Raw genomic sequence first — 12886 nt, forward strand, 5'->3', positions numbered from 1 at the left:
CCTGCGCAGATCCGCGCAAACGGAACGACAACTCACCATTTCACCATCTCACTATCTCACCACTTCACCATCTCCGGCTCGGCGCGGCGGTGCATCTGCAGGATTCTTTCGCTGCAGCCCAGGCGGTGAGCGGCCAGCTTGAGGTTGCCGTTTTCGTGCCGGATGGCTACTTTCTTGGCTATTTCCGTTACCTGGTCCTTGATTTCCTTCAGGCCCAGGCCCTGGTAGAGCAGCCGCTTTATGCCCGCCTCCAGGTCGTCGCCCTCCAGGGTGGGGCCCAGGTGGGCGAAATCGGGCCAGTCGGAGCGCGGAATGTCGCCGATGGTGATGGGGCCTTCGCCGAGGTGCTTGCTGGCAATGCGGTTGATGAGCTGCTGCAGCTCGCGCACATTGCCGGGGTAGTCGCGCAGCAGCAGGAAGTCGTACACCTGCCGGTCGACGGGCTGCCGGATGTGGTGCTGCTGGCGGAAAAAGTGCTCGGCCAGCACCACGATGTCCTCTTTCCGCTCGCGCAGGGGTGGCAGCTGGCACGTCCAGCCCGACACGCGGTAGTACAGATCCTGGCGGAACGTGCCCCGATGCACCTCGGTCAGCAGGTCGCGGTTGGTGGCACTCACCAGCCGGAAGCGGGCCCGGCGCCAGGTGTTGCTGCCCACGCGCTTGTAGGTGCCTTCCTGCAAAGCCCGCAGCAGCTCGGCCTGCAGCGGCAGGGGCAGCTCGCCCAGCTCATCCAAGAACAGCGTGCCCTCGTGGGCCAGGGCCAGGGCCCCGTCGCGGGTGCTGATGGCGTTGGTGAAGGCCCCTTTCTCGTGCCCAAACAGCTCGGAGCCCGACAGGCCCGGAATCAGGGTAGTGCAGTCTACTACCACGCACTCGCGCTTGGCGGGGCGGGGGTCGAGGCAGTGAATTTCCTGGGCCACCAGCTCCTTGCCCGTGCCGCTTTCGCCCATCACCAGCACCTGGCAGTCAGACAGGGCCATGTCCACGATCTGGCGCAGCGTATTCAGCCAGCACCGGCTCTGGCCCACCAGGCGCAGCTGCAGGTCGGCCACTTTTTCCTCCAGCGCCTGCCAGTATGCGAGGCGGGAGCGGATAATCTGCACCGGCTTTTCCACCTCCGTCCAGCAAAATACCTCCGCCACGCCCCCGCGCAGCAGGGCCCAGGTGGTGGTAGTGGGCAGCAGCCCCAGGGCTACGGCAATAATTTTGGTATCGGCATACAAAGTATAGGCTTCCAAGGCCTCCTGAATTTCGGGGAGGGAGGCTTCGGGGTCGAGAAAGATGATGCCCGCGCCTTCGGGCGTGTTGCCCAGGTGCACGGCTTCCAGCCCGATGCCCCCATGTTCCAGAGTCCCGATAATATCGACCAGCGGGCCTTGCTGGCTGGTAAAAGGCATAAACCACAGAGCAAATTCAGCCATAGCAAAGGGGGATTGGTGGCACGGGGCCACACCACAGTAGCGGCCCCGGCCTTCCGGGGTATCCTTTCGCAATAGGTTGAAGAAAACAGGCCGAAGCGCCTTCGGGAAATGCTGCGTACATGCCGGCAGGCCGCCTGGTGGGCAAGTGCAGCAGCGGGCCGAAGCGGAGTAGTTGAAGAGGGAAGATAAGAAAATCGAAGATAATATAGGCTAACATGAATATGTGGTGGTAGCCCGGGTCAAGGCCCGCCACCACGCCCTGCCAACCACAAAAACGGCCCCGCACCTTCGGATGTGCGGGGCCGTTGGCCCGGAAAAACCTGCCTGGGTGGGCTCAGGACCCACCCGCCCGGCGCTTTTCCTCCTCGGCCCCGCCGTTGCGGCGGCGCGAAGGGCTCAGCTTGTCGTTGCCGAAGCGGTAGGAGAAGCTCAGCGTGATGATGCGCTGGTCGCCGCGCTGGTAGAAGCGCTCCACGTAATTGTCGTAGGCCGAGGTGGCGCGGATTTTATTCGTGAACAGCACGTCGGTAGCATTGAGCTTGAGGGTGCCCTTCCGGTCCCACACGGCTTTCTGCACGCCCAGGCTCAGCTGCCCGTTGGGCCGCAGGTCGAAGAAGCCGTACTGCTCCCGCGACTGGTACAGGCCGTTGGCTTCTGCGCCCCAGCCCTTGCCGAAGGTGAAGGTGCTGTTGCTGCTCAGCGTGAAGGCCGCGCGGCCGCGGTTCAGGGCGGTGCCGGCCAGGCTGCCCTCGAAGCGGTTGTAGTAGAGCACGGCGTTGTTGTACACCGTCCACCACTTGGTCAGGTCCACGGGCGCGGTCAGGGTGAGGGCGTAGTAGTGCTGGCGGCCCAGGTTCACGTTCGTGGATACCACGGTGCTGTCGGTTTCGGGCTGCACCACGTCGATGATGGGGTTCTGGGTGATGCTGTAGCTCAGGCCGGTGGTGAATTTCTGCCGGAAAGTGTGGTTCAGCTCCAGGTTGTAGCTGGTCTGGGGCCGTAGGTTGGGGTTGCCGCTACCGGAAGTCGTGGGGTCTACAATAACGCGGAAGGGGTTGAGCTGGCCGTAGGAAGGCCGGTCGATGCGGCGGCTCAGGGAGACGGATACTTCGTGCTTGTCGCTAAGGGTTTGCTTGAGCGAGGCGCTGGGAAAGAGCTGGAAATAGTCGCGGCGGAAGCGCAGGTCGCCCACCACCTGCTGGCCGGTGGCGGTGGTTTGCTCGCCGCGCAGACCCGCCTGGGCGCTCAGCTTGCCCACGGTCTGGCTATAGCTCACGTAGCCCGCCGAAATCCGCTCGTCGTATTTGAAGCGGTTGGAGCGGCCCGCGTCCAGCGTCCGGATGCCGTCCACGGTATTCTCAAACCGCACGTCGTTGTCCGAAGTCACCAGGCTGAGCTTGGCCCCGGCTTCCAGCCGCGCCTGCTTGCTCAGCGGCCGGGTGTAGTCCGCCTTCACCGACTGAATAGTGAGCACGCCGCTCTGGTCGCTGTTCACCAGCGTCGGCGGTCGGCTCAGTAGCTCGGAGCGCGTCGCTACGTCCTGCAGGCGGTGGGTGCGGTAGCGGGCGTAGTCTGCATCGGCGGTCAGCTCGGCGCTGCCGCCGGAGTCGGGGGCGAAGGTGTGCTTGAAGTTGAGGTTGGCGGCAGCGTTGGGCGAGACAAAGCGGCGGCTCAGCGTGCCCGCGTACCGGTCGCGCACAGTGCCGTCGGCGGCGTAGAGCGTGGTGAGGTTGGTGCCTGGCATCCGCTTGAGGCGCGAATCCAGCCCGCTGATAATCGCGCCCACCACGGTTTTTTCGGTCAGATTATAGTCAGCCCCCGCTTTCCAGCTATTCGACTCCGACTCCGGATACTGCCGGTTCACCTGGTCGCTGCTGCCCGTGAGCACCCGGCGGCCGTCCTGCAGCTGATAGAAGTCCCGGTGAATATCGAGCTTGCCAAGCCCGTTGCGGTTGGCGTAGCTATAGGAGCCGAACAGGTTGAGGTCTTTTTGCTTATGGTTCAGGCTCAGACCACCGTTGAGCTTGCCGTAGTAGCCGCGCCCGTAGGCCACGTTGGCGCTGCCGTTGGTGCCCTGGCGCTGGTCTTTTTTCAGGTTGATGGCAATGATGCCCGCCCCGCCCTGGGCGTCATACTTGGCAGGCGGGTTGGTTATCAGCTCGATACTTTTCACCTGATCGGCGGGCAGGGCGCGCAGGTAATCGGCCAGCTCGGTGCCGGTCATGGGCTGGCGCTTGCCGTCGATGAGCACCAGCAGGCCCTGCTTGCCGCGCAAAGCGAGGTTGTCGTTGCCATCCACGGTCACGCCGGGGGAGCGGGCCAGCACGTCCAGGCTGGTGTTGCCGGCGGCTAGCGGGCTGCCCTCCACGTTCACGATGGTGCGGTCGGCCTGGCGTTCAAACAGCGGCTTTTGGCCCACCACCTTCACTTCCTTCAGGGCCGTGGCCCCGCTGGCTTTCAGCACGATGGCGGGCAGTTCGAGCCCGGCGGCCGGCAGCTCTACCGGCCCCAGCCAGCGTCGCACGTAGCCCACCTGCGCCGCCGAAACCAGGTAGCGCCCGGTCGGCACCTGATCGAACCGGAACTGGCCCTGCGCATCGCTGAACTCGGTTTTCACCACCGCCGAGTCGGGCCGGTGCAGCGTGAGGGTGGCAAACTCCATGGCGGCCCCGGCGGCCGTCTGCACGGTACCGGTGAGGGTGGCGCGGGTCTGGGCCGCGGCCGGCCCGGCGCACAGCCAGCCGGAAATGAAGTGCACAAGAAGCCCGGACCAGCGCCAGGGCCGGCCTGAAATGCGTGTTTTCATGGGAAGAAGCGGGATAGTGGGGCCAGCGGGAAACCCGGCCGGCGCTGGTTAGCGGGGAGTAGAGTAAGGCGACGAAGCACTGGCGTAGCTCGCCCGGTGGCTGTGCGCGGCAGCTCCGGGGTCTTCTACGAATGTCTTCGTAGTAAACATACGAATGATTTCGTATATACAAGAGAAACCCCGGAAATTTTGCCGGAAATACTGCCGGATCGGGTAGCTTCGCCGCTGCAAACTCACCCGCTGCCGCCTTTCCTCATGCACCTGACCATCCCCATTGCCTCGCTCGACGATTTGCCCCAGGCCGCCGCGCAGGTACAAGCCGCCCTGGGCGAGCACAAAATCATTCTGCTGGAAGGGGAGATGGGGGCGGGCAAAACTACCTTTATCAAGGCCCTGTGCCACCAGCTGGGCGTGCCCGACTACGTGAGCAGCCCCACCTTCGCGCTGGTAAACGAGTACCGCGACGCGCAGAATCGGCCCATCTACCACTTCGACTTCTACCGCCTCGACGACCCGCAGGAAGCCATCAACATCGGGGCGCAGGAGTACTTCGATTCTGGCTATCTTTGTCTGATCGAGTGGCCCAGCCGCGTGGGGGCGCTGCTGCCCGCCAACCGGCTGCTCCTCACGCTCACCGTCACCGGACCCTCTTCGAGGGAATTGAGAATTACAAATGAGCAATGAGCAAGCCGCTGTTGAAAAGGCATTGCTCATTGCTCATTGCTCATTGATAATTGATCAAGATGCCCGAAGCCGTACCACCCGGATTTGAGTCGCTGGCCACGAGCCGCGCCTACTTCACGCAGGAATCCATGCTGGCCGTGGAAACGCGCAAGCGGAAGCTGTTTATCGGGCTGCCGCGCGAGACGTCGCTGCAGGAAAATCGCATCTGCCTCACGCCCGAGGCCGTGAAGCATCTGGTGCAGGACGGGCACGAAGTGCTGATGGAAAGCGGAGCCGGCGAGCCCAGCAAGTACTCCGACCACGACTATTCCGAAGCCGGGGCCAGCATTGCCTATTCGCAGAAAGAGGTGTACGAGGCCGATATCATCCTGAAAGTAGCGCCCCCCAGCCAGACCGAAATCGACTACATGCGCTCCAACCAGACGCTGATTTCGGCGCTGCAGTTCGGCTCGCTCACCCCCGAATTTATCACGGCCCTCACGCGCAAAAAGGTGAATGCCATTAGCTTTGAGCTGATTAAGGACCCCTCGGGTGCGCGGCCGGTGGTGCGGGCCATGAGCGAAATTGCCGGCTCGACGGTGATGCTGATTGCGGCCGAATACCTGGCCCGGTCCAACGAGGGTAAGGGCATCATTCTGGGCGGCATAACGGGCGTGCCGCCGTCGCAGGTAGTTATTCTGGGCGCGGGCACCGTGGCCGAGTACGCTGCCCGCGCCGCTACTGGCCTGGGCGCCGAGGTGAAGGTGTTCGACAATCACCTCTACAAGCTGCGCCGCCTCAAGCACAACCTGGGCACGATGATGCTCTATACCAGTACCTTAGACACGGTGGTGCTCAACCAGCAGATCCGCCGTGCCGACGTGGTAATCGGGGCGCTGAACGCCGAGGATGGCCGCATTCCTTTTATGGTGCCCGAAAGCGTGGTGGCCAGCATGGCGCCCGGCTCCGTCATCATTGATGTGAGCATCGATCAGGGCGGCTGCTTCGAAACCTCGGAGATGACCAGCCACAGCAAACCCGTGTTCCGCAAATACGACGTGGTGCACTACTGCGTGCCCAACATCGCCTCGCGCGTGCCGCGCACGGCCACCAACGCGCTGAGCAACATTTTCACGCCCATGCTGCAGGAAATCAGTCAGCACGGCGGCATCAACGAGGTGCTGTTTACGAATGAGCATTTCCGCTCCGGGGTGTACGTCTACAAAGGCTCGCTTACGAATGCCGCTATCGCGAAGAAATTTAATATGCGGTATAAGGAGCTGAGCTTGATGATTGCCGTGCGTAACTAGGACCACGGATTCGCGCGGATTTCACGGATTTTACGGATTTTGTGGACGGGTTTCCTGGCTGGCTGGCGCGAGTTTAGGCGCAGCCGTAACTCGTGCCGGAATATAGCGGGAGGCTGCGCCTCCCCCGTCAGAACAAAATCGTTGGTATCTGTCGGCGTGGTGCCGGCTTGTCGCTGGCGCGGCAGTGGAGGTACAACCTCCACGAAATAAGTAGTCACGAGTTACGGCTGCGCCTAAACTCGCGCCAGCTTGAGCGCCAGCTTAATGGCAGGCTAATGCCTTATTCCCCGGCCAGCAGCAGCGTTTTCCAGGCTTCCTGCAGCTTGCCTTCCGCCAGAAACTGCTGGCCCAAAAGCGTCAGCTGCTTTCGAAGTTCCGGTGCGTCGGTGCGGTATTTATTCATTGTGTAGCTTACCAGCGGCTCCTGCCGGAAATCGGCTACCTGTTCCGGCGTGGGCAGAGCGCTCTGCTCGATGTTGGCCAAGCGGCCTAGGTTGTTGCCGGTGAGCAGGTCGGAGTTGCGGATGTGCGCCGGGAGCTGGTCGATGCCGATACCCAGGCTGCGGTTGGGTTTGGGCACTTCAAACAGGCTGCTGCCCGAGGCCCGGCAGTACCAGTCGCCACCGAGGCGGGCAATGGCGTCGAGCTTGAACGGGTCGATGCCCAGGCCGGAGGGCAGCACGATATCCTCGCGGAAGTGGGCCATGACCACCCGGCAGATGATTAGGTTGCCGGCCCCGTTGTTCTGGCCCAACTCAATGATCTGCTCCACCACGCACTCGAAAGCAGCCGGCGCTTCGGCCACGCGGGGGGGCCGCACGCGCTGGCTTGGTAGCTCCGTAAAACCAGCCTTCACGAACTCATTTACGCCCTTCTCATACTCCGTACTGGCCAACGACATCTGCTCTACCATGGCGTAGTCGCAGATATGAATCACGACTTCGGGCACCTCGCGCACGTTTTGCAGGGTGTGCTTCTGCGAGTTGTCGCGCACCCGATTGGCGGGCGAAAACACCAGAATCGGCGGGTTGGAGCCGAAGGCGTTGAAGAAGCTGTAGGGGCTCAGGTTCACGCTGCCATCGGCCGAGATGGTGCTGGCGAAGGCCACGGGACGGGGGGCAATGGCCCCCACCAGAAACGGGTGTAGCTCGCTGGGCTTGAGCTGGGCGGGGTCGATGGTGCGGAAGGAGGGGTGCATGGCGCTGGAAAAGGAGGGGGGCGAAGTTCGGGGTTCGGAAGAAATAAACGCGCTGGTATTTTTAGACCGTCGGCGTTGCCTGCTGCCGTGGGACGGAGAAACCGGCCCTGAGTTGGCTGCGCTGCCCTATCTTTACTACTCCAGAATAGCCTCACGCGGTCCTCCGCTTTCCTGCCCGCCCCGCCATGTCTCAGCCGGCCTGCCCCAAATGCGAATCGGTGGAAGCTACCAAAAGCGGCATAGTGGGCGGCCGGCAGCGGTACAAGTGCCGGAACTGCGGCTACCACTTTTCGGTGGCAAAGCTGGGGCGCGAGGTGAACACCTACTACGTTGTGAAGGCCCTGCAGCTGTATGTGGAGGGCGTGAGCTACCGCGAGATTGAGCGCCTGCTGGGCGTGAGCCACGTGAGCGTGATGAACTGGGTGAAGAAGTACGGCGTGAAGGCCCCGCGCCAGACCGCTCATCACCCCACTTACCACATCCTGACCCAGCAAGAGCTGGCCGAGTACTTTCAGAAGCCGGAAAACCTGCAGGGGGCGGGGCTGGTGGTCACGGAGCTGGGCGACAACTACCTGCTGTTTCGGTGGGAGCGGCTGAAGGCAAGCTGAGCCTGAGTGCCTGGCAAGCCTGGTGGCCGGCAGTATCCCGGAGGCCCCTCGGCTGCTCCGGAGGCCCCTCGGCTGCTCCGGAGGCCGCTCCGAAGCACCGGATTGGCAATCGGCTGCTTCGGTTTGCCATTCCGGTGCTCCGGATTGCCAACCTGGTGCAGCGGATTGCCGTTCCGGTGCTCCGGTTTGCCACTCCGGAGCATCGGTTTACCAAACCGGAGTACCGGATTGCCGTTCCGGTGCTTCGGATTGGCAAACCGCCGCACCAGGTTGGCAATCCGGCAGGGTGGGGCTTTGGTGCAGAAGCTGCCGACAACCAGATTTTTCCGTTTTTTTAGAGGCTACTTGCGTTGGGGGCGGTTTGCGTTGGCAAAAAACCGCCCAGCCCTGGGGCAGCAGCCGGCGTGCGGCGCCGCTACCCCACAGTTGGTGGCCTGCCCCACGAACGCAAACCGCTTGCAGGCAGTAAAACAAGTACACTCCCTCAACCCCCCGCCCTCATGCCCGTACCCCATCCCCGCCTCCACAGCTTCGCCGAGTACGAAGAAGCCTACCGCCGCAGCGTCGAAAACCCTGAGCAGTTCTGGGCCGAGGTGGCCGAACCGTTTACCTGGCGGCGCAAGTGGGATACCGTGCTCAAAGCCGACCTGGTAGGCGGCCACAACGAATGGTATAGCGGGGCCAAGCTCAACATCACTGAAAACTGCCTCGACCGCCACCTGGCCACCCGCGGCAACAAGCTGGCCCTGATCTGGGAGCCCAACGACCCCAAAACCCGCCAGATTCGCTATACCTACCGCGAGCTGCACCAGCACGTGTGCCAGTTTGCCAACGTGCTGCTGAATAACGGCGTGGAAAAAGGCGACCGGGTGTGCCTGTACATGCCCATGATTCCGCAGCTGGCCATTGCCGTGCTGGCCTGCGCCCGCATCGGGGCCGTGCATTCGGTCATCTTCGCCGGCTTTTCGGCCACTGCCATTGCCGACCGCGTGAACGATGCCCAGGCCACCGTGGTGCTCACCGCCGACGGCCTGAACCGCGGCCCCAAGCAGATTCCGGTGAAGCGCGTGGTGGACGAGGCCCTGGAAAACTGCCCCTCCGTGCGCCGCGTGATAGTAGTGGAGCACCTGGGCTGGCCCGTGCAGATGCGGGAGGGCCGCGACGTGTGGTATCACGAAGAAGCCAGAGAAGCCGCCAAAACCTGTCCCGCCGAGGAGATGGACGCCGAGGATATGCTCTTCATCCTCTACACTTCGGGCAGCACCGGCAAGCCCAAAGGCGTGGTGCACACCACCGCCGGCTACATGGTGTGGGCCGACTACACCTTCCGCAACGTGTTTCAGGTGCAGGAAAACGACGTGTACTGGTGCACCGCCGATATCGGCTGGGTCACGGGCCACTCGTATCTGCTCTACGGCCCCTTGCTCAGCGGCAGCACCACGCTCCTGTTCGAGGGCGTGCCCACCTACCCCGATGCCGGCCGCTTCTGGGAAGTTATCGACAAGCACGGCGTCAACGTGTTCTACACTGCCCCCACGGCCATTCGCAGCCTGATGGCCACGCCCCTAGACAACGTGCTGAGCTACTCGCTCGACTCGCTACGGGTGCTGGGCACGGTGGGCGAGCCGATTAATGAGGAAGCCTGGCACTGGTACCACACCCATGTGGGCAAAGAGCGCTGCCCCGTCGTGGATACGTGGTGGCAGACCGAAACCGGGGGCATCATGATTTCGGCGCTGGCCGGCATTTCGCCCCTCCGGCCCACCCACGCTGGCCAGCCCCTGCCCGGCGTGCAGCCTGTGCTGCTCACCCAGGAGGGCCAGGAAATCCAGGGCAACGACGAGGAAGGCTACCTGGCCATCAAGTTTCCGTGGCCCGGCATCATCCGCACCACCTACGGCGACCATGAGCGCGCCCGCCAGACTTACTTCGGCCCGTATCCCGGCTACTACTTCACCGGCGACGGTGCCCGCCGCGACTCGACCGGCCTCTACCGCATCATCGGCCGCGTCGACGACGTGATAAACGTGTCGGGCCACCGCTTTGGCACCGCCGAAATCGAGAATGCCATCAACCAGAACGCCCACGTGGTGGAAAGCGCCGTGGTGGGCTATCCGCACGACGTGAAAGGGCAGGGCATCTACGCCTTCGTCATCTGCCGCGAGCCGGTCGGCAAGGCCGACGCGGGGCACGTGGAGGCCAGCATCATCGAAACCGTGGTGGCCGAAATCGGCAAAATCGCCAAGCCGGATAAGATCCAAATCGTGTCGGGTCTGCCCAAAACCCGTTCCGGCAAGATCATGCGCCGCATCCTGCGCAAAGTAGCCGAGGGCGAAACCACCAACCTCGGCGACATCACCACCCTGCTCGACCCCGGCGTGGTAGAGGAGATTATTCAGGGGAAGAAGTAGTGAAAAAGGAACGGCCAAGCGGCCGTTCCTTTTTCTGTTAAGTTTACTAGCCTAACATGCAACGGAGCCTACCATGAATATTGAACTGGAACAGGAAGCGGATGGCCGTTGGCTGGCCGAAGTGCTGGAATTACCGGGCGTACTGGCCTATGGCGCTACCCGCGAAACGGCGCTGCTCCAAGCGCAAGCCCTAGCCTTGCGCGTCATTGCCGAGCGGCTGGAGCATGGCGAGGTCGTACCGGAGCTGGCGGCCCTGTTTGCGGTAGCGGCATGAGCCAGTGGCCAGCTTCCAAGGCCCGTCAAGTATTGGCGGCGCTCTTGCGGCTGGGCTGGCAGCTGAAGCGGCAGTCGGGCTCGCACCGCACTTTAGCACGCGAGGGCTGGCCCGATTACGTGTTTGCCTTCCATGATGGAGAGGAAATAGGTCCCGCTATGCTGGCCCGCATTGCCAAACGCACCGGGCTGGAACCTAAGAATCTATGAGGTCTTCCAAAAACAAATAAATCCCAGCTGGTAGGCTACCAGCCGGGATTTTCTGTTTTTAGCGCAAAGCCAACAGGTAGCTTAGCCGCTGTAGTCGCCGGTAGTGTAGCGCTGGCGGGGCTTGGGCCCTTTGAACTGCTGGCGCTTGGTTTTGCCCGACGATGACAGCCACACGGCCAGGCCCGCGCCGATGGCCGTCACGGTGGCCAGCTTCATAATCAGGCCCGAGCGGTTGTACTTCCAGTCCACATCGTAGCCTTTTTCGGCCCAGATATTCGGCACCTTGCCGTGGGCTAAGTCCTCTACAAGGCCTTCCACCATGTTCACCCGGTCGGCCACCACCAGGGGCAGCCAGTGGCGGTAGCGGTTTTCGCTGTAGCCGAAGGCAAAGCGGCGAATCAGGCCGCTGAGCCCCTTAGGCGGCTCCGGCGTACCGAACACCGCCGAAACCTGCGGCCGCTCCGATGACTTGAGCAGCTCAATATCCACGGGCTGCAAAGACTTGGGACGGTGCTTGCTGTCGGGATCCTGCCCCACGTTCATGCGGGCCCGCATGGGGTAAGTGGGGTCGTTTTTGGGGTCAGCATCCACGCCCCAGCCCTTGATCTGCTTGGGGTCGATGGGCGTATTTACTTTGGTCGTTTCCATGGTCGGCGGTGCTTACTGGTTGACGGTAGGGGGTATCATCACGGTTTTAATGCAGTTGTCCAGCTTGGCGGAGAACATGCGGTAGCCGTCGGCCACTTCCTCCAGCGGAATGCGGTGGGTGATAAGGCCCTTAGGATTGAGCGTGCCGTTCTGCACGTGCTCGATCAGGCGGGGCAGCAGGCGCTTCACCGAGGTCTGGTTGCCGCGCATCGTCAGTCCCTTGTTCATCATGTTGCCGATAGGCACCAGGTTATCCGTCGGCCCATACACGCCCACAATAGACAATACGCCGCCCTTTTTCACCGAGTTGATGGCCCAGTGCAGGGCCGTGGCCGAGCCGGCCTGCAGCAGCAGCTTGCGGCCCGTGATGGTCTGCAGCGCGTTGCCCTGGGCTTCGGCTCCTACCGCGTCAATCACGCAGTCGGCACCCATCCAGTCGGTTATTTTCTTGATGAACATCACCGGATCGTTCATCTCCCGGTAGTTGTAGGCCTCGCAGTAGGAGTAGCTGCGGGCGAAGTCGAGGCGGTAATCCTCCTTGTCGATGATGATGACGCGGCCGGCCCCGAACAGCCACGCGCAGCGGGCCGCCATGATGCCGATGGGTCCGGCTCCGAACACCACCACCGTGTCGCCGGTCTGGATGCCGGCCATCTCGGCGGCCTGGTAGCCGGTGGGCACCACGTCGGTGAGCAGCACGGCATCATCCAGGTCCATGTCAGCCGGAATGATGGTGGGGCCCACGTTGGCGTAGGGCACCCGGGCGTACTCGGCCTGGCCGCCGTTAAAGCCGCCGGCCGTGTGCGAGTACCCGAAAATAGCCCCCACGGCCGTCGATTCGGTGTTCGACTCGTGGCAGTTGCCATACATGCCCTGGCGGCAGAAGTGGCACTCGCCGCAGGCAATGTTGAAGGGCACCAGCACCCGGTCGCCCACTTTTACCTTGGTCACGTCCTTGCCGACTTCCACGATTTCGCCCACAAACTCGTGGCCGAAGGTGGAGCCCACGCGGGTGTCGGGCACGTTGCCATTATACAGATGCAGGTCGGAGCCGCAGATGCAGGTGCGCAGCACCTTCACGATGGCATCCTGCGGATGCTTGATTTCCGGCATGGGTTTCTGCACGGCACGGACCCGTCTAGGGCCCCGGTATTCCATTGCGAGCATAGTAGTTGTGGTTATTGGTGCAGGTAGGACGTTTCTCCGGCTGGGCGTTACCGGTAGCTTCGGGCCAGCTTGGGCCCAATGCCCGGGCAGAGCAGAGTAGCCTTAGCATACTGTGCAATAATTCTAAAGTTTCAGGCAAGGATACAATAAGTGGTAATATTTTGAATATCA

At 62.6% G+C, this 12886-nt stretch carries 12 protein-coding genes; 7 read left to right on the top strand and 5 right to left on the bottom strand.

Translation table 11 applies throughout. The features are described from left to right. Positions 1-56 precede the first annotated feature (56 nt). Together BUB62_RS13830 and BUB62_RS13835 are read right to left on the bottom strand one after the other, a co-directional pair. A complete protein-coding gene (locus tag BUB62_RS13830; RefSeq protein WP_073111038.1) occupies positions 57-1421 on the bottom strand; it encodes a sigma 54-interacting transcriptional regulator in 1365 nt (454 codons plus the stop codon). 334 nt (positions 1422-1755) lie between these two features. Next, positions 1756-4179: a TonB-dependent receptor gene (locus BUB62_RS13835; RefSeq protein WP_234988720.1), complete on the bottom strand. Its 2424-nt coding sequence runs from the start codon at positions 4177-4179 to the stop codon at positions 1756-1758. A 237-nt stretch (positions 4180-4416) separates the two neighbouring features. Between BUB62_RS13835 and tsaE the strand changes: the two genes are divergently transcribed. Both tsaE and BUB62_RS13845 read left to right on the top strand, forming a co-directional pair. Then, a complete protein-coding gene (gene tsaE, locus BUB62_RS13840; protein WP_234988723.1) occupies positions 4417-4911 on the top strand; it encodes a tRNA (adenosine(37)-N6)-threonylcarbamoyltransferase complex ATPase subunit type 1 TsaE in 495 nt (164 codons plus the stop codon). 59 nt (positions 4912-4970) lie between these two features. Next, positions 4971-6200: an alanine dehydrogenase gene (locus BUB62_RS13845; protein ID WP_073111397.1), complete on the top strand. Its 1230-nt coding sequence runs from the start codon at positions 4971-4973 to the stop codon at positions 6198-6200. Between the two features lie 280 nt (positions 6201-6480). Here BUB62_RS13845 and BUB62_RS13850 read toward each other — a convergent pair whose 3' ends face one another. Continuing rightward, positions 6481-7398: a flavin reductase family protein gene (locus BUB62_RS13850; RefSeq protein WP_073111040.1), complete on the bottom strand. Its 918-nt coding sequence runs from the start codon at positions 7396-7398 to the stop codon at positions 6481-6483. A gap of 185 nt (positions 7399-7583) precedes the next feature. Between BUB62_RS13850 and BUB62_RS13855 the strand changes: the two genes are divergently transcribed. The 5 genes from BUB62_RS13855 (at position 7584) to BUB62_RS19750 (ending at position 10900) form a co-directional block, all read left to right on the top strand. Beyond that, positions 7584-8006, top strand: a complete 423-nt coding sequence (locus BUB62_RS13855) for an IS1/IS1595 family N-terminal zinc-binding domain-containing protein (RefSeq protein ID WP_073111042.1) — start codon at positions 7584-7586, stop codon at positions 8004-8006. Positions 8007-8140: 134 nt separating this feature from the next. Beyond that, positions 8141-8344 (top strand): hypothetical protein, encoded by a 204-nt coding sequence (locus BUB62_RS13860; RefSeq protein ID WP_073111044.1) that lies wholly within the window; start codon positions 8141-8143, stop codon positions 8342-8344. A 162-nt stretch (positions 8345-8506) separates the two neighbouring features. Continuing rightward, positions 8507-10417 (top strand): acetate--CoA ligase, encoded by a 1911-nt coding sequence (acs, locus tag BUB62_RS13865; protein WP_073111046.1) that lies wholly within the window; start codon positions 8507-8509, stop codon positions 10415-10417. 73 nt (positions 10418-10490) lie between these two features. Then, the gene (locus BUB62_RS13870; protein ID WP_073111048.1) at positions 10491-10691 is read left to right on the top strand and encodes a type II toxin-antitoxin system HicB family antitoxin; all 201 of its coding nucleotides are present in this window, start codon (positions 10491-10493) and stop codon (positions 10689-10691) included. Then, entirely contained in the window at positions 10688-10900 is a 213-nt protein-coding gene (locus BUB62_RS19750) for a type II toxin-antitoxin system HicA family toxin (RefSeq protein ID WP_073111050.1), read from the top strand. Before BUB62_RS13870 ends, BUB62_RS19750 begins: the two co-directional genes overlap by 4 nt. A gap of 81 nt (positions 10901-10981) precedes the next feature. Here BUB62_RS19750 and BUB62_RS13880 read toward each other — a convergent pair whose 3' ends face one another. Further along, positions 10982-11548 carry a hypothetical protein gene (locus BUB62_RS13880; RefSeq protein WP_073111052.1) on the bottom strand — a complete coding sequence of 189 codons (567 nt, stop codon included), beginning with the start codon at positions 11546-11548 and terminating at the stop codon, positions 10982-10984. A gap of 12 nt (positions 11549-11560) precedes the next feature. Continuing rightward, complete coding sequence (locus BUB62_RS13885) at positions 11561-12715, bottom strand: zinc-dependent alcohol dehydrogenase (protein ID WP_073111054.1); 1155 nt, start codon at positions 12713-12715, stop codon at positions 11561-11563. Positions 12716-12886: the final 171 nt, after the last annotated feature.

This window comes from Hymenobacter daecheongensis DSM 21074, from assembly GCF_900141805.1.
GTDB lineage: Bacteria > Bacteroidota > Bacteroidia > Cytophagales > Hymenobacteraceae > Hymenobacter > Hymenobacter daecheongensis.

Coding starts and splice junctions, on each gene's coding strand:
- BUB62_RS13830 (WP_073111038.1), bottom strand. CDS start 1,421: ATGGCTGAATTTGCTCTGTGGTTTATGCCTTTTACCAGCCAGCAAGGC.
- BUB62_RS13845 (WP_073111397.1), top strand. CDS start 4,971: ATGCCCGAAGCCGTACCACCCGGATTTGAGTCGCTGGCCACGAGCCGC.
- BUB62_RS13850 (WP_073111040.1), bottom strand. CDS start 7,398: ATGCACCCCTCCTTCCGCACCATCGACCCCGCCCAGCTCAAGCCCAGC.
- BUB62_RS13855 (WP_073111042.1), top strand. CDS start 7,584: ATGTCTCAGCCGGCCTGCCCCAAATGCGAATCGGTGGAAGCTACCAAA.
- acs (WP_073111046.1), top strand. CDS start 8,507: ATGCCCGTACCCCATCCCCGCCTCCACAGCTTCGCCGAGTACGAAGAA.
- BUB62_RS13870 (WP_073111048.1), top strand. CDS start 10,491: ATGAATATTGAACTGGAACAGGAAGCGGATGGCCGTTGGCTGGCCGAA.
- BUB62_RS19750 (WP_073111050.1), top strand. CDS start 10,688: ATGAGCCAGTGGCCAGCTTCCAAGGCCCGTCAAGTATTGGCGGCGCTC.
- BUB62_RS13880 (WP_073111052.1), bottom strand. CDS start 11,548: ATGGAAACGACCAAAGTAAATACGCCCATCGACCCCAAGCAGATCAAG.
- BUB62_RS13885 (WP_073111054.1), bottom strand. CDS start 12,715: ATGCTCGCAATGGAATACCGGGGCCCTAGACGGGTCCGTGCCGTGCAG.